15 protein-coding genes and 1 other RNA gene are annotated in these 14,841 nt (G+C 56.0%); 9 read left to right on the forward strand and 7 right to left on the reverse strand.

The features are described from left to right. Positions 1 to 508: 508 nt before the first annotated feature. On the forward strand, positions 509 to 1,195 hold the full coding sequence (locus LMS44_RS01640) for a response regulator transcription factor (RefSeq protein ID WP_236557223.1): 687 nt from the start codon (positions 509 to 511) through the stop codon (positions 1,193 to 1,195). Further along, positions 1,195 to 1,869, forward strand: a complete 675-nt coding sequence (locus LMS44_RS01645) for a DUF5710 domain-containing protein (protein ID WP_159175950.1) — start codon at positions 1,195 to 1,197, stop codon at positions 1,867 to 1,869. Before LMS44_RS01640 ends, LMS44_RS01645 begins: the two co-directional genes overlap by 1 nt. A 113-nt stretch (positions 1,870 to 1,982) precedes the next feature. Here LMS44_RS01645 and ssrA read toward each other — a convergent pair. Next, positions 1,983 to 2,362: a transfer-messenger RNA gene (gene ssrA, locus LMS44_RS01650) on the reverse strand. A 45-nt stretch (positions 2,363 to 2,407) separates the two neighbouring features. Further along, positions 2,408 to 2,899 (reverse strand): SsrA-binding protein SmpB, encoded by a 492-nt coding sequence (gene smpB, locus LMS44_RS01655; protein WP_008958772.1) that lies wholly within the window; start codon positions 2,897 to 2,899, stop codon positions 2,408 to 2,410. 125 nt (positions 2,900 to 3,024) lie between these two features. Between smpB and LMS44_RS01660 the strand changes: the two genes are divergently transcribed. Then, positions 3,025 to 3,459 carry a type II toxin-antitoxin system RatA family toxin gene (locus LMS44_RS01660; RefSeq protein ID WP_022520728.1) on the forward strand — a complete coding sequence of 145 codons (435 nt, stop codon included), beginning with the start codon at positions 3,025 to 3,027 and terminating at the stop codon, positions 3,457 to 3,459. Next, the gene (locus LMS44_RS01665) at positions 3,449 to 3,766 is read left to right on the forward strand and encodes an RnfH family protein (RefSeq protein WP_133731610.1); all 318 of its coding nucleotides are present in this window, start codon (positions 3,449 to 3,451) and stop codon (positions 3,764 to 3,766) included. The genes LMS44_RS01660 and LMS44_RS01665 overlap by 11 nt, the downstream gene beginning before the upstream one ends. 6 nt (positions 3,767 to 3,772) lie before the next feature. On the opposite strand, the gene bamE is transcribed toward LMS44_RS01665, so the two are convergent. Then, a complete protein-coding gene (bamE, locus tag LMS44_RS01670) occupies positions 3,773 to 4,231 on the reverse strand; it encodes an outer membrane protein assembly factor BamE (RefSeq protein WP_027958232.1) in 459 nt (152 codons plus the stop codon). Between the two features lie 72 nt (positions 4,232 to 4,303). Between bamE and fur the strand changes: the two genes are divergently transcribed. Beyond that, the gene (gene fur / locus LMS44_RS01675) at positions 4,304 to 4,756 is read left to right on the forward strand and encodes a ferric iron uptake transcriptional regulator (protein ID WP_007111850.1); all 453 of its coding nucleotides are present in this window, start codon (positions 4,304 to 4,306) and stop codon (positions 4,754 to 4,756) included. A gap of 193 nt (positions 4,757 to 4,949) precedes the next feature. Here the strand turns inward: fur and recN are convergent, their stop codons facing one another. After that, positions 4,950 to 6,623 (reverse strand): DNA repair protein RecN, encoded by a 1,674-nt coding sequence (recN, locus tag LMS44_RS01680; RefSeq protein WP_141440096.1) that lies wholly within the window; start codon positions 6,621 to 6,623, stop codon positions 4,950 to 4,952. A gap of 210 nt (positions 6,624 to 6,833) precedes the next feature. Between recN and grpE the strand changes: the two genes are divergently transcribed. The 4 genes from grpE to LMS44_RS01700 all read left to right on the forward strand — a co-directional run bounded on the left by grpE (position 6,834) and on the right by LMS44_RS01700 (position 11,860). Next, positions 6,834 to 7,475 (forward strand): nucleotide exchange factor GrpE, encoded by a 642-nt coding sequence (grpE, locus tag LMS44_RS01685; RefSeq protein WP_027958234.1) that lies wholly within the window; start codon positions 6,834 to 6,836, stop codon positions 7,473 to 7,475. A gap of 158 nt (positions 7,476 to 7,633) precedes the next feature. Then, positions 7,634 to 9,568, forward strand: a complete 1,935-nt coding sequence (dnaK, locus tag LMS44_RS01690) for a molecular chaperone DnaK (RefSeq protein ID WP_009287914.1) — start codon at positions 7,634 to 7,636, stop codon at positions 9,566 to 9,568. 164 nt (positions 9,569 to 9,732) lie between these two features. Next, positions 9,733 to 10,875 (forward strand): molecular chaperone DnaJ, encoded by a 1,143-nt coding sequence (gene dnaJ / locus LMS44_RS01695; RefSeq protein ID WP_022520724.1) that lies wholly within the window; start codon positions 9,733 to 9,735, stop codon positions 10,873 to 10,875. A gap of 88 nt (positions 10,876 to 10,963) precedes the next feature. Then, the gene (locus LMS44_RS01700) at positions 10,964 to 11,860 is read left to right on the forward strand and encodes a DMT family transporter (RefSeq protein ID WP_278371607.1); all 897 of its coding nucleotides are present in this window, start codon (positions 10,964 to 10,966) and stop codon (positions 11,858 to 11,860) included. Here the strand turns inward: LMS44_RS01700 and LMS44_RS01705 are convergent. Genes LMS44_RS01705 through LMS44_RS01715 form a run of 3 tightly spaced genes read right to left on the reverse strand, consistent with a single transcriptional unit; the run spans position 11,853 to position 14,804 of the window. Beyond that, positions 11,853 to 12,602 carry an ABC transporter ATP-binding protein gene (locus tag LMS44_RS01705; RefSeq protein ID WP_278371606.1) on the reverse strand — a complete coding sequence of 250 codons (750 nt, stop codon included), beginning with the start codon at positions 12,600 to 12,602 and terminating at the stop codon, positions 11,853 to 11,855. The genes LMS44_RS01700 and LMS44_RS01705 overlap by 8 nt on opposite strands. Then, complete coding sequence (locus LMS44_RS01710) at positions 12,596 to 13,681, reverse strand: FecCD family ABC transporter permease (RefSeq protein ID WP_278371605.1); 1,086 nt, start codon at positions 13,679 to 13,681, stop codon at positions 12,596 to 12,598. The genes LMS44_RS01705 and LMS44_RS01710 overlap by 7 nt, the downstream gene beginning before the upstream one ends. Next, on the reverse strand, positions 13,671 to 14,804 hold the full coding sequence (locus LMS44_RS01715; protein ID WP_278371604.1) for an ABC transporter substrate-binding protein: 1,134 nt from the start codon (positions 14,802 to 14,804) through the stop codon (positions 13,671 to 13,673). Before LMS44_RS01715 ends, LMS44_RS01710 begins: the two co-directional genes overlap by 11 nt. Positions 14,805 to 14,841: the final 37 nt, after the last annotated feature.

Genomic DNA, 14,841 nt, shown 5'->3' on the forward strand with positions numbered 1-14,841 from the left:
TGGTGGACAGGCACCCAATCATGCCATCCGGCGAGTCCTCCGGGTAAACCCGCACATTCAGTGTTCTGGTTCGTAGCGCCATGGGTTCTGTTGGTGCAAAGTATCAGGGAGTCGGCATTCGCTATCGGGTGCCAAAACAATGGGTGAACGGGCCCATAACCAGGCGGTCAACCGGACACCATATCCCTTGCGGGCTATGGTTCCCTACGCTCCGCTTCGGTGCCGGTTACAGCTAGCGTTAGGCGAATCGTACCGCGGCCGCGCTCCAGTAGCTCATCCCCGCGGCTGCTTGAAGCCGACCGTATCGTGCTGCAGTTCCCCATTATTCCACGCCGTCGCTGCTAAAAGCCTGGCAGGATGCTGTGTTGACGCGCATGTTCGAAGGCACGCCGCTAATGGTGGCCGCAACGGCTTCTTGCTGGGGATGCAATGTTGTCGCAACCTAGTGTGTCGCGTTTACAGCCGTCCTCGCCCTGGCAAGCGTTCGGCGGCGTCGATATGAGGGGCTATGGTGAGAATTTTACTGGTCGAGGACGAGCTTCAATTGGCTGAGACGTTGCGCGCTGTGTTGGAGCGGGAGCGCTTCGTCGTCGACCATGCCGACCGGTTGGCTACCGCGCGCGAGGCGTTGATGCTTGCTTCCTTCGACTTGGTCTTGCTAGACCGCACCCTGCCGGACGGGGATGGGCTGTCCCTCGTTCCTGCCATGCGTGCGAGTAACCCCGGTCTTCCTATCATCGTGCTCAGCGCGAGCGGGGAGGTTTCTGACCGTGTCGTGGGTCTCGATGAAGGTGCCGATGACTACCTCATCAAGCCGTTCTCACTCGACGAAATGTTAGCGCGCATTCGCGCAATACGGCGGCGCCCTGCCGATCTGGCCGGTGAGGAGATCCACGCGGGCTCCCTCGTCTTCGATCTCTCGAACGAGGGGGTAACGGTGGCAGGAGTGCGTATGGAACTCCCACGCCGTGAACTGCGTGTGCTCGCGGCACTGATGAAGCGACGCGGCAGAACAGTGCTGCGCGAGTCGCTGGAGCAGGCAGTTTTCGGTTTCGATGACGAGGTGCAATCGAATACGCTGGACTCGCATATCTCAAGGCTTCGCCGGAAGCTGAGCGAAGCCGGGGCATCTTCAATACGTGAGCACAAACATGAGACGATCATTCGATTCGGAAATCGATATGGATATTGTTGATGGCAAGAATTGATCTTGATGTCCCTTTTTCTCAAAAGGATGAAGCAAAGTCTCTCGGCGCGCGATGGGATCCGCAGGCGAAGGTGTGGTATATCCCTGACGGGGCTGAAGTCGGCCCGCTGGCACGGTGGTTGCCGATACCCGATGACATCGAACTAGAACACGAGCCTGAGTTTTGTGTCAGATCGCCCTACTACTACGTGATGGAGTCGGTATCCGATTGTTGGAAATGCAAGGCCCTGACTCGTGTTTTCTCATTCAAACTTCCCGAGGAACATGAAGAGTTTCAGTACTTTGAGGACGAAGAAGAGGAGTTCGCGCTCACTAGGAATTTAGGCGAATGGCAAAGCTACGGCCTTCGAAGCACTGTGTCGAACGTTCATAAGCTCTCCCCTCGTGTAGTGAAAAAAATTCGTCGATTCACTGAGAGCTTCAAGTTGGCATACAGCAAAACAGCTGGAGCCAGATACTTCATGAATCACTGCCAACATTGCGGGGCGAAGCTTGGAGACTTTTTCATGCACAGTGAGCCAGGTGGAGCCTTCTTTCCAACGTCACCAGCACAAGCCAATAAAATGACCCTCTTCAGGATCAATGAACGGTTTGATGCGAATTGCGGGTTAGGCTATGCATCGGACGATTTTATGGAATACATGCAGATAGTGGATAAGTAAAATATAAATCAGAAATGTTGACCAAAAAGCTGACCACACTATGCCTAAACAGGCCCTTTTCAGCCCACAGGCACAAAAAAAGCACCCGTAGGTGCTTGATTTGTATAGTAAGGTGGTGGAGGCGGCGGGAATTGAACCCGCGTCCGCCAGCACGCGCCTATTGGCTCTACATGCTTAGATTTCGTCATTTGATTTAACGCAACTGACTCCGACGATCAGGATTCAGCCACGCGAGTCTTCTAAAGTTTAGCGCTTGGCGAGAAGACACCACCAAACGCGATCCTATCAGCTTTAGCTCGTATCCCCTCAGCGATGAATAGGCACATCACCTTGGGGCCAGACAAGAAGCTAACAGTGTTTAAGCTGCTAGCGCGCCTTGAGCGTAGTTTTCGTCATTTGCGACTATTTTTCGTGATGTGGGATTTACGAGATACATCACGCTCTCGGCATGCACCGCAAGGGTTGTCACCGGCGTCGAAACCATGTCGCCCCCTTATTTCAGTTGAGCATTCTAACGTGCTCACACCTGATTGACCAGTTATGCCTTGTTATGTTCCCGCATAATTCGACCTTTTTGGCGGCTCCAGTCGCGATCTTTTTCTGTTGCGCGTTTGTCATGCAGCTGTTTACCGGTCACTAGCGCCAGCTCGCACTTCACTTTATTGCGTTTCCAGTAAAGCTTGAGGGGCACACAGGTGTGGCCTTTGTCCTGGGTGATCGAAAAGATTTTGGCGATCTCTTTGCGATGCAGCAGCAGTTTGCGGGTGCGCGTCGGGTCAGCAATCTCGTGTGTGCTCGCAGTATTCAGCGGCATGATATGACTACCCAGCAGAAACGCTTCGCCGTTACGAACCAAAATATAGGTATCGGTGAGCTGAGCCTTACCGGCGCGCAGGCTCTTCACTTCCCAGCCAGCGAGCGATAGCCCCGCCTCGAAGGTCTCATCGATATGGTACTCAAACCGTGCCTTCTTGTTTTGGGCAATAACGCTGCTACCGGGGCCCTTACTGTTACCTTTCTTAGTGGCCATGGAACCTCATAATTAATCTGTCAGTGGCTTCCCCTTCGTTATTTGGGGAGGCGTGATACCATTTAGGGTCTGAAAAATGTTTCCCATGATACGCTTTGGGCACTGTGAAGTCAGCGGAGAGGTCAATGCCAACCGTCAATCGTTCCGCCTTAGTGCGGCACACCCCCCAGAAAATGTTCGATCTGGTTAACGACTTCGAACGCTACCCGGAGTTTTTGCCAGGCTGCCGCCAGGCGCGTTTGCTCGAACATGATGATGTGCATCTGATCGGCGAAATGACCCTGGGTCGTGCCGGTGTTGAGCAAACCATCACCACGCGCAACGAACTTTTTGCGCCCGAGCGTATTGAGCTGTCGCTGGTAAAAGGGCCGTTCAAGCGGCTTAAAGGTCGCTGGCTGTTTATCCCCATGGGGGAGGATGCCTGCAAGGTGAGCCTTGAGATGGAGTTTGAGTTCGCCAACCGGCTGCTCAGTATGGCGTTCGGCAAACTCTTTCAGCAAATCGCTGGCCAGCTAGTCGATGCCTTCACCAAGCGCGCAAACGAGCTGTATGGGCGCTGAAGCGCTTACGGTTGAGGTAGCCTTCGCGTTGCCTTCCAAACAGCGCATAGTGGCTCTGCGCGTGCCTGAGGGCACTACGGCACGTCAGGCCGTTGCCTTGGCCGATTTGCCCACGCTCTTTCCTGATGTGCCCGGCGAAACCTTTGCTCAGGCGCCGCTGGGCATTTTCGGTAAAGCGCTACGCGAACCCGATACCCATCTATTACGCGACGGGGATCGGGTCGAAGTTTACCGGCCGTTGGCGATCGACCCCAAGGCCGCTCGCCTAGAGCGCGCTAAGCGTCAAGCGAGCGACCCGAAGCGTTAACCGCTTTTAAGGCTGTTGAACAGGCTGTGTGCCCTCAGGTGGCCGCGTCTGGGTGCTCTCTGTAGGGAGGGCATCCATTGGATCAACGCCTTCCGTTGCAGGCCCCATGCTGCTATCGCCTTCAAGCGGTAGCTCTTTGGATAGATCCCCTTCTTGCTCAATGTTCACCAGGCGGCCCTGGGGATCGAAGGTGAGCGTTACGCGACGCTGCTCTACGTCGCCATACGCTTTATCTAAACGAAACACATAATCCCACTGGCTGGCGTCAAAGGGCGCTTCCAGCAATGGCCTGCCCATTACGTAAGTCACCTGCTCTTGGGTCATGCCTGGCTGAAGCTGGCTGACCATTTCCTGAGTGACCAGGTTGCCTTGGGGAATATCGCGCTTGTACACGCCTACGTAGCTGCAGCCGCTAATGACAGTAAGGGCAACGGAGAGCGTGATGATTTGAGTCAATTTTTGCATTTGGGCCTATTCTTCACTATCGTGGTTTCGGTTGATCATACCCGACCTAACCAGTTACTGCGAAGAGCGACCATGGCCGATCAGAACCATGAATTGCGCAAAGCCGGTCTAAAAGTGACCCTGCCGCGCGTCAAGATACTTCAAATTCTCGAAAATGTTTCGGGTCAGCACCACCTTAGCGCGGAAGAAGTGTACAAAACACTGATTGATGCGGGCGAAGATGTTGGCTTGGCAACCGTATACCGCGTATTGACTCAGTTCGAGTCAGCGGGCTTGGTAATTCGTCATAATTTCGACGGAGGCCATGCGGTATTCGAGATGACCCAAGAGGATCACCATGACCACATGGTGTGCCTAGAAAGCGGTGAAATCATTGAGTTCGTTGATGAAATCATTGAACGCCGTCAGCAAGAAATCGCTGAAGAGCACGGCTACGAACTAGTGGATCATGCTCTGGTGCTCTATGTACGTCCGCGCGGTTCCGACGTGACGCGCCAGGACAGCGGGCCGACGAACAAGAAATAGTGTTCGTAGGTCGCTGTTAGTCGCAGACCGTTAATCGCGGTTCGAAATATAAGCGCCCCTGAGCCATTTGGCCGAATTCCTGGTTAACTGAATTCGCCAAGTGGATCAGGGGCGTTTGTTTTGCTGTGTGCAGATGTGCTGTATAGCTGTGCGCTATAGAAATGCACAGAAACGGCGCAGGGCGCCCGCTCAATCAGTGCGGCGGGCGTTGGCTGGCGTGCAGCATCTCCCGAGCGTGGGCGAGGGTTTGGTCAGAAAGCGTGACGCCGCCCAGCATGCGCGCCAGTTCGCTGATGCGGCCCTGTTCGTCGAGTAGCGCCATCTGGGTCAGCGTTGTATCGCGCTTCGCCTGTTTCTCGATATGCAGGTGCTGGTGCGCCTGTGCTGCCACCTGGGGTAGGTGGGTCACGGTCATGACCTGGCCGTTTTCGCCCAGTTTGCGCAGCAGTTGGCCAACGATCTCTGCGGTGGCCCCCGAGATACCCACATCCACTTCGTCAAACACCAGGCTGGGCACCGTTGAGTGCGTCGCCGCGACCACTTGAATCGCCAGGCTAATCCGCGATAATTCACCGCCGGAGGCGACTTTGGTCAATGGGCGAGCGGGCTGGCCAGGGTTGGCGCTAATCAAAAACTGCACGCGATCAAGGCCTTCAGGGGAGGGCGCGTCTTTAGCGGTGACCTCCACTTCAAAACGGGCTTTGCCCATGGCCAAAAAGCCCAGTTGCTGCTGCACCTCTTTACCCAAGCGAAGTGCGGCTTTTTGACGGCTCTCGCTGAGTTTTTTTGCCTCTTGGCGATAGTCTTCGCGTAGCTCGACGACCCGCGCACTGAGTGCCTCCAGGTCATTGCCACCCCCTTCTAACTGCGCGACTTCCCGCTGTAGGTCAGCATGCAGGGCGCATAGCTCATCAGGAGCAACGTGATGCTTGCGGGCAATCCGGTGTACGTCGGTCATTCGTTCTTCAACCCAGGCGAGCCGCTCAGGGTCTAATTCGGTGGTGCTGGCGAGGCGGTTAAGCTCGCTGGAGGCCTCTTCCACTTGAATGCGCGCATCGCTCAGCATGGCAAGCGTGTTCGCCAGGGTGCCTTTGTCGCTACCTGGCAGGGCGCTTAAGTGGGTAAACGCTTGGTTGAGTAAGGAGAGCGCGCCGCCCTCGTCACTGGCGCAGCAGTCGGCGGCAAACTGGGTTTCGCGCAGGGTCTCTTCCGCGTGAGCCAGGGTGTGCTGCTCTTCCTCTAACGTGGCTAATTCACCTTCCGCTAAACCGAGCTGATCCAGCTCTTCTACTTGGTAACGCAGCAACTGCCGTTTGGCCTCAACTTCACTGCCTTCTTCGCTTAGCTTCTTCAGCTGCCGACGCGCACTGCGCCACTCGCGGAACGTTTCAGCTAATTGAGTGGTGGCATCGTTTAGGCCTGCGTAATCGTCCAGCAGGGCAAGGTGGGTCTCTTCGCGCATCAGCGCATGGTGAGCATGCTGTCCATGAATTTGAATCAGCTGCTCGCCGAGGGATTTTAGATCCGAGATAGTCGCGGGTTGGCCGTTAATCCAGGCTTTGGAACGGCCGTTGGCGGTGACCACACGGCGCAGCAAGCATTCCTCAGCGGGGAGCTCCCGCGCCGTTAGCCACTCGATGGCGGCGGGCAGGTGTTGAATGTCGAAGCGTGCGGAGAGGTCCGTACGCTCGCGGCCGTGACGCACGCTTCCGGCGTCGGCACGCTCGCCCAGGCAGAGCCCAAGGGCGCCTAACAGGATCGATTTGCCCGCGCCGGTTTCCCCGGTAATCGCGGTCATACCGCCGGTCAAGTCGAGTTCCAAGTGATCGACAATGGCGAAATCTTGAATAGCTAGCTGAGTAAGCATGGCGCCTCCTGAGGCGGTACAGCATAGAAGCTGGATACTTATCCAATAGTTGTTGATTTATACAGTAGTTAATAACTCACTTCAATGCACCTCTTGAGATGGAATTTATGGCCCCCATATAGCGTGCATGATCAGTCAAAGCTAGTGACTTAAAGCTTACTTCTTTGCGCGCCGCCCGCGTGGCCGCGCTCTACTTTTTAGGAGCACAACATGGCGAAAGAACCGCAAACACCAATGGACGATGAGCTGGCCCGCCACGAGCAAGACGCCGATGGCGCCGAGCAAGCAGCTGAGAAGGTTGCTGAAGAGCGCTTGATGGAGGGCGAACTGGAAGGATTGATCAATGACGAAGAGGCGCTAGAAGACAGCGTCGACAACCCGGAAGCGGAAATGCTGGCAGCCCAAGTAGGTGAGTTAGAGCAGAGCTTGGCCGAAGCCAAGGATCAAGCCCTTCGCGCCGCCGCTGAAGCGCAAAACGTGCGCCGTCGTGCGGAGCAGGAAGCGGAAAAAGCCCGCAAGTTTGCCCTGGAGAAGTTCGTTAAAGAGCTGCTGCCAGTGGTAGATAGCCTGGAAAAAGCGCTTGAGACCATGGAAGAGGGTGCATCGGAAGTTCATCGTGAAGGTGTTTCCATGACCTTGAAAATGCAGCTGGATGTACTCAACAAGTTCGGCGTTGAAAGCATTGAACCCCATGGTGAACCCTTCGACCCGCAAGTGCACGAAGCCATGACCATGGTGCCTAACCCGGATCTCGAACCGAACACCGTGATGGACGTTATGCAGAAAGGCTATTTACTCAATGGACGCTTGGTGCGCCCAGCGATGGTTGTAGTGAGTAAAAAAGCCGATTAAGCCACTGGCGGCACAGAGTTTGAAAAAAGTGTGTGAAAAAAAGCCCTTGAAATGTCAGCGGCGGCCCCCAAATAAAGGGCAACCCCGCGGGGAAACCCGCAGACAAGCTTTAAAAACTAAATTTTCAGTTTTGTAACAACCGAATTCGAGGTATTGCTATGGGACGTATAATTGGTATCGACCTGGGCACCACTAACTCTTGTGTGGCCGTGCTCGATGGTGACAGCGCTAAAGTTATCGAAAACGCCGAAGGCGGTCGTACGACGCCTTCTATTATCGCCTACACCGATGATGGTGAAACGCTGGTAGGTCAGGCGGCTAAACGTCAGGCCGTTACTAACCCAGAAAACACCCTGTACGCTATCAAGCGTCTAATTGGCCGTCGCTTTAAAGACGACGTTGTCCAGAAAGACATCAAGATGGTGCCGTACAAAATCAGCGAAGCTGATAACGGTGATGCTTGGGTTGAAGTAAAAGGCAAAAAAATGGCACCGCCGCAGGTAAGCGCGGAAGTGCTGAAGAAAATGAAGAAGACTGCCGAAGACTACCTGGGCGAAGCCGTCACCGAAGCGGTCATTACCGTACCGGCCTACTTCAACGACAGCCAGCGTCAGGCGACCAAAGACGCCGGCCGCATTGCCGGTCTGGACGTTAAGCGCATTATTAACGAGCCGACCGCTGCCGCACTGGCCTACGGTATGGACAAATCCCGCGGCGACAAAACCATCGCGGTCTACGACCTGGGTGGCGGCACCTTCGATATCTCGATCATCGAAATTGCCGATGTCGACGGCGAAACCCAGTTTGAAGTGTTGGCCACCAACGGTGATACCTTCTTGGGCGGCGAAGACTTTGACTTGGCGCTGATCAACTACCTGGTAGACCAGTTCAAGTCTGACAGTGGCATTGATCTGTCTGGCGACAACTTGGCCATGCAGCGTCTGAAAGAAGCTGCCGAAAAAGCCAAAATTGAGCTGTCTAGCGCTCAGCAGACCGATGTGAACCTGCCTTACATCACCGCCGACAACACTGGCCCGAAACACCTTAACGTTAAGGTGACTCGTGCCAAGCTGGAGTCACTGGTCGAAGAGCTGGTTCAGCGCTCGCTCGAGCCGTGCAAAATGGCCCTGAAAGATGCAGGCCTGTCTGCCTCTGAAATCGACGAAGTGATCCTGGTCGGTGGCCAGACACGTATGCCGATGGTGCAGAAGAAAGCCGCTGACTTCTTCGGCAAAGAAGCACGTAAAGACGTTAACCCGGACGAAGCGGTTGCCGTTGGTGCAGCGATTCAGGGCGGCGTACTCGGTGGCGACGTTAAAGACGTTCTGCTGCTCGACGTTACCCCGCTTACCCTGGGTATCGAAACCCTGGGTGGCGTAATGACGCCGCTGATCGAAAAGAACACCACCATCCCGACCAAGAAGACACAAACCTTCTCAACGGCGGATGACAACCAAACGGCGGTGACCATTCACGCCGTGCAGGGTGAGCGCAAGCAAGTGTCGCAGAATAAGTCGCTGGGTCGTTTTGATCTTGCTGACATTCCGCCTGCACCGCGCGGTGTGCCGCAGATCGAAGTCGCCTTCGACTTGGATGCCAACGGTATTCTGAACGTATCGGCAAAAGACAAGGCCACTGGCAAAGAGCAGTCGATTGTCATCAAGGCGTCTAGCGGTCTGTCCGAGGAAGAAGTCGAGCAAATGGTACGTGATGCCGAAGCTCACGCCGAAGAGGACAAAAAGTTCGAAGAGCTGGTGCAGCTGCGTAACCAAGCTGACGGTATGATTCACGCTACGCGCAAAACGTTGGAAGAAGCTGGCGACAAAGCGACTGACGACGAGAAGCAGGCGATTGAAACGGCCATCAGCGAGCTGGAAGAAGCGGTTAAAGGTGACGACGTCGATAACATTCAGAAGAAACTGGATGCACTGACCGAAGCCTCTGGCCAGCTAGCCCAGAAGATGTACGCCGAGCAGGCCGAAGCGGCGCAGCAAGAGGGCGGTGAAGGTGCCGAGAATGCGGGCACCAAGCCGGAAGAAGACGTAGTTGACGCCGAGTACGAAGAAGTCAACGACGATCAAAAAAAGCAGTAACATCCTCTTTCTGCCAAGGAAAGCGGTGACGCGGGAGCTTACTCCCGCGTTGCTGTTTCCGCGGCCAAGACGCACGTAGTTAAGTATCACGTAGTTAAATATACAGTTGAATACATAGCTAAATGTGCAGTTGAGTGCGTAGCTAACCAGGAGGCGTAGGGCCTATGTCCAAACGCGATTATTACGAAGTCCTGGGTGTCGAAAAAGGGGCCGATCAGAAAGAGATCAAGAAGGCCTATCGCCGTCTGGCGCAAAAATTCCACCCTGATCGAAACCCGGACGATACCACCTCCGCGGAAAAATTCCGCGAAGTGTCCGAAGCGTATGAAGTGCTTAGCGACGGCGAAAAACGCGCTGCCTATGACCAGTTCGGCCATGCGGGCGTTGATGGCCAAGGTGGCGGCGGTTTCGGCGGTGCTGGCGCTGGTGATTTCAGCGACATTTTCGGCGATGTGTTTGGCGATATTTTTGGCGGAGGTGGCGGTCGCCGCCGTGGCCCCAATGCCCCGGCACGCGGTTCCGACCTGCGTTATAACCTAGAGCTGGATCTGGAAAACGCCGTTTCAGGCACCACGGTGGATATCCGTGTGCCGCGGCATATCGAGTGTGATCGTTGTGATGGCGGCGGCGCTGAGCCCGGCTCTTCTAAAGAGACGTGCCCTACCTGCCACGGTCACGGTCAAGTACGTATGCAGCAAGGCTTCTTTGCTGTGCAGCAGACTTGCCCGACCTGTCATGGCTCTGGCCAGCACATTAAAGTGCCGTGCCATAAGTGTAATGGCGAAGGCCGTGTACGTGAGACACGCACGCTGTCCGTTAAGATTCCGCCCGGTGTGGATACCGGCGACCGTATTCGCTTGAATGGCGAAGGCGAAAGCGGCGTGAACGGTGGCCCGCCTGGGGATCTGTATGTGCAGGTGGCGATCAAGCCGCACCACATCTTCCAGCGTGACGGCAAGCACCTGCAGTGCGATGTGCCGATCAACTTTGTTGATGCAGCGCTAGGTGGCGAGCTTGAAGTGCCGACGCTAGATGGCCGCGTGAAGCTGAAGATTCCGCCGGAAACCCAAACAGGCAAGCTGTTCCGCCTGCGCGGTAAAGGCGTGAAGCCCGTGCGCGGTGGTATGCCCGGCGACCTGCTGTGCAAGGTGGTCGTGGAAACACCGGTGAAGCTTAACGACGAGCAGCGCGATCTGTTGCGCAAGCTGCAACAAAGCTTCGACGACAGCAATAGCCACAACCACTCGCCGAAGAAAACCGGCTTCTTTGATAGCGTGAAAAGCTTCTTTGAAGATATGAAGCCGTAAGTCTGAGATAATAGTAAGCAGTTAGGTGTTTAGTCCAAAAACCCTCGGTTCACCGGGGGTTTTTGCTGTTTAGGAAATACTGCACGCAATGGATCACCTTGAAGAAAGGCCCACCATGGGTATTTTGCTGCGGATACTGTCAGGTGCCCTGTTTACCGGGATGCTGGTGTGTATTAAGGCAGTCAGTGACGAAGTGCCTGTGGGGCAGTCGGTATTTTACCGCTCGCTGTTTGCGCTGCTGCCTATCGTCGTTTTCCTTTTGCTGCGGCGGGAGTTTCCACGTGGGTTGGCTACGCGCCGCCCGCTGGGTCATGCGCTGCGCTCTGGGTTGGGGGCGGCGGCGATGTTTGCCTCCTTTGCTGCGGTGGCGCTGTTGCCAGTGGCCGAGGCAACATTGCTCGCTCAGCTTACCCCGGTCTTTATGGCGATTGGTGGTGTTCTGCTGCTGGGGGAGCGCTGCTCGCTTAATCGCGCGGGTGGCGTGGTGCTAGCGCTTGCCGGGGTGGCCGTGCTGATTTTGCCTGGGCTCAATGCCAGTTCCAGTAATGGCCAAGTGGCCGGGTATGCGCTAGGGGCGTTGGGTGCGCTGCTAACGGCAGGTGCTTTATTAACCGTCAGGCGTATTTCACGCACCGAGACAGCGGCTTCAATCGCCTTCTACTTTATTTTAGTGGCCGCGCTAGCCGGGCTGGCAACGCTTCCACTGGGCTGGGCGGCACTCAATCAGGTAGAGTTTTCGCTGTTGGTGCTCTCGGGCCTGTTTGGCGGTGCTGCGCATATCGCGATGACATTAGCTCTACGCTACGCCGAGGCGTCACGTTTGGCACCTTTTGAATATATTGCCCTGGTGTGGCCCGTCCTCGCCGATTGGGTGCTGTTTGGAATACCGGTCTCCAGCGGCTTCCTGCTAGCGCTACCGCTGATGTTAAGTGGGGTAGCGCTAGCGGCGATGGAAGGGCGGCGGCTTAGGCAAAGGGCTAGATAGCGGCTTCGACGATAAGCTGCGGCTGACCTTTCGAGCAGGGCTCGATACGCGTAGATACCCGATAAACCTGGCGTAGCAACGCAGGGGTAATCACTTCGGCAGTGGAGCCGCAGGCGATCAAGCGGCCATTTTCGAGCATCATGGCGGCATCGGCGAAACGTAGTGCATGCCCCAGGTCATGGAGCGCCACCAGAATCAGCATCTGGCGCTCATCGGCTAACCGGCGCAGCACCGTCAGCAGGCTGATCTGGCGGTTCAAATCGAGTGCCGAGGTGGGCTCATCCAGCATCAGAATCTCGGGCTCTTGCACCAGGGCCTGGGCAGCGCTGACCAACTGGCGCTGGCCGCCGCTAAGGTCGCCAATATCCCGTTCGCCAAGGGCCGTAATGCTGAGTTCTTCCAGCGCGCGATCAACCTGCGCTAAATCCTCAGGCTGCACTTTTAATCCACGCCCCTGCATACGTGCCAAAAGCACTGATTCATATACCGTCAGTACGGCCTTGGCACCGGTGTCCTGGGGCATATAGCCCACGGGACGTTCGGCGCTGGTGCCGCTGATAATCACTTCGCCTTCGCCTTTCAATAGTCCTAACACGCGGCGAAAAAGCGTCGATTTACCTGCTGCGTTGGGCCCTAGCAGAGCGACGACTTGCCCCCCTTGAAAGCAGGGCGTGGTGATATCTTCCAGAATGGGGCGACGCCCATAGCGGGCGGATACACGGTTCAGTTGTAGGGTTACCATGAGGCCTTCTTGTGGTTAAGCACCAGAAACAGAAAGAAGGGAATGCCCACCAGCGAGGTGATAATGCCAATGGGAATAATGGTGCCAGGAATAATAATCTTGGAGATGACCGAGCCAACGGAGAGGATCAGTGCGCCGCACAGGGCCGAGCCTGGTAGGAAGAAACGCTGATCCTCGCCCAGTAAAATGCGCGCGATATGTGGCCCCACCAAGCCAATAAACCCAATGGTGCCCACGAACGCCACCGCGATGGCGGCAAGTAGTGACACCAGCACCAGCACTTCCAAACGCAGCGCGCGGGGATTGACGCCCATGCTCTCGGCTTTGGCGTCGCCCAGGCGCATGGCCGTCAGCGCCCAACCATGCCGGGCAAGCAGCGGCATGGATAAGGCAAGAATGCTAAGGGCGATCCAGAACTTGGGCCAGGTGGCTTTGGTTAAGCTGCCCATCGTCCAAAACACCACCGCGGAGACCGCTTCCTGGCTGGCAAAGAACTGAATCAGCGCCATCAGCGAGTTGAAGATAAACACCATGGCGATGCCGAGCAGCACAATCGTCTCTACCGTCACGCCGCGCTTAAGGCTTAAAGCATGAATTAAGAACGCGGTGAACATGGCCATCACGAAGGCATTGATGGGCACCACAAACTCAATGGCTGCGGGAACAATGGCGACACCAAAAGCAAGCCCCAACGCGGCGCCAAAACTGGCCCCGGCGGAGATCCCCAGGGTGAATGGGCTGGCTAGCGGGTTGCTCAGAATGGTTTGCATCTGTGCCCCGGCCACCGACAAGCTGGCGCCCACCACTAGCGCCATCAGCGCTACCGGCATGCGGATTTCCCAAACAATAACCCGGGCCTGCTGGCTGACGCTGTCTGGTGTGAATAGCGCTGCGACCACTTCACCCAGACTATAGCGGGCAGGCCCCAGCGCCAGATCGACGCAGAGGCTAAAAAACAGCGCTAAAACCAGTGCCGCCAGTATCATTTGGCGGCGGAAAACCTGGCTATGGTAGAAGGCGCGCCCCTGTGAAAGGCGGTCTGTTACCGCCGTTTCCGTTATCCTCGTATCAGTCGTCATGGAGTGATATCCAGTAGCCGGTTTCATAGTCGATGGGTAAGAAGCGCTCGTGTAGCTCTTCCATCGTGGCGTTGGGATCCAGGTCTTCAAACAGCTCTGGGTGTAGCCATTTGGCTAGCTGTTGCACGGCCACAAAGTAGTAGGGGCTATTGTAAAACTGGTGCCAAATGGCGTGGAAGTTACCTGATTCCACCGCCTTGATGCCGGTCATCGCAGTGCGCTCGGTCAGTGCTTCAAGCTTAGCGCGAGCACTTTGCAAATCAGACCCAGGGCCTACGCCGACCCAGTTGCCACCCGGCACGTAAGCGTCCCAGTTGCCGCCGGTGACAACCACATGATCAGGGTTGGCAGCAATAATCTGTTCAGGGTTCAGGTTGCCGAAACTGTTAGGAATGATGCCCTCGGCAATATTGCTACCGCCAGCCAGGGTGACATAGTCGCCAAAGTTGGCAGGGCCAAAGCTCATGCAGCACTCGTCGGAGTAGCCACCGGCCCGGTCAATAAACACGCTGGGGCGCTCTGGGTTCGCTTCGGCGATGACATCGGTTACCCGTGCCAACTGTGTCTCGGCAAACTCGATGAACTCTTCCGCCGCTTCTTCATCGTCCATGATCTGGCCGATGATGCGCATGGAGGGAATGGTGTGTTCAATCGGGTCTTCGCGAAAATCCACATAGACGATGGGAATGCCGAGTTGTGCCAGCTTGTCGTCGTAGGCGGCGTCTTCTGTGGCGGCTTTGGCCTCGATGTTCATCAGCACTACGTCAGGATTAAGCGAAGCGGCCTGCTCTACATCAAAAGTGCCGTCTTTAAAGCCGCCAAAGGTGGGGATCGCTTCAATCTCAGGGTAGCGTTCGGCGTAACGGGCATAGTTGTCGGGATCCGCCTGAGAAAAGTCTTCGCGCCAACCGACTACGTGGGCAAAAGGAGCTTCAGGTTCGAGTAGACCGAGCAGATAAATTTGCCGCCCTTCGCCTAAAATAACCCGCTCGGCAGGGCCATCCAGAGTGATTTCGCGGCCAGCGACATCGGTGACGGTGATAGCGTCAGCCATAGCAGTGGCGCCGCAAGCAAACGTGATAAGCGTACCAAGCAGGATTTTTAAGCGCGGAGAATTGAGCATTTTTTAACTCGTTGGTCGATATTGGTTAACAGGGCGG

Origin of the sequence: Halomonas profundus, assembly GCF_020865425.1 — a bacterium.
In the GTDB taxonomy this organism is placed as follows: domain Bacteria; phylum Pseudomonadota; class Gammaproteobacteria; order Pseudomonadales; family Halomonadaceae; genus Vreelandella; species Vreelandella titanicae.

Coding starts and splice junctions, on each gene's coding strand:
- fur (WP_007111850.1), top strand. CDS start 4,304: ATGGCCGATCAGAACCATGAATTGCGCAAAGCCGGTCTAAAAGTGACC.
- LMS44_RS01640 (WP_236557223.1), top strand. CDS start 509: ATGGTGAGAATTTTACTGGTCGAGGACGAGCTTCAATTGGCTGAGACG.
- dnaJ (WP_022520724.1), top strand. CDS start 9,733: ATGTCCAAACGCGATTATTACGAAGTCCTGGGTGTCGAAAAAGGGGCC.
- LMS44_RS01705 (WP_278371606.1), bottom strand. CDS start 12,602: ATGGTAACCCTACAACTGAACCGTGTATCCGCCCGCTATGGGCGTCGC.
- LMS44_RS01645 (WP_159175950.1), top strand. CDS start 1,195: ATGGCAAGAATTGATCTTGATGTCCCTTTTTCTCAAAAGGATGAAGCA.
- bamE (WP_027958232.1), bottom strand. CDS start 4,231: ATGCAAAAATTGACTCAAATCATCACGCTCTCCGTTGCCCTTACTGTC.
- smpB (WP_008958772.1), bottom strand. CDS start 2,899: ATGGCCACTAAGAAAGGTAACAGTAAGGGCCCCGGTAGCAGCGTTATT.
- grpE (WP_027958234.1), top strand. CDS start 6,834: ATGGCGAAAGAACCGCAAACACCAATGGACGATGAGCTGGCCCGCCAC.
- LMS44_RS01660 (WP_022520728.1), top strand. CDS start 3,025: ATGCCAACCGTCAATCGTTCCGCCTTAGTGCGGCACACCCCCCAGAAA.
- LMS44_RS01710 (WP_278371605.1), bottom strand. CDS start 13,681: ATGACGACTGATACGAGGATAACGGAAACGGCGGTAACAGACCGCCTT.
- dnaK (WP_009287914.1), top strand. CDS start 7,634: ATGGGACGTATAATTGGTATCGACCTGGGCACCACTAACTCTTGTGTG.
- LMS44_RS01665 (WP_133731610.1), top strand. CDS start 3,449: ATGGGCGCTGAAGCGCTTACGGTTGAGGTAGCCTTCGCGTTGCCTTCC.
- recN (WP_141440096.1), bottom strand. CDS start 6,623: ATGCTTACTCAGCTAGCTATTCAAGATTTCGCCATTGTCGATCACTTG.
- LMS44_RS01715 (WP_278371604.1), bottom strand. CDS start 14,804: ATGCTCAATTCTCCGCGCTTAAAAATCCTGCTTGGTACGCTTATCACG.
- LMS44_RS01700 (WP_278371607.1), top strand. CDS start 10,964: ATGGATCACCTTGAAGAAAGGCCCACCATGGGTATTTTGCTGCGGATA.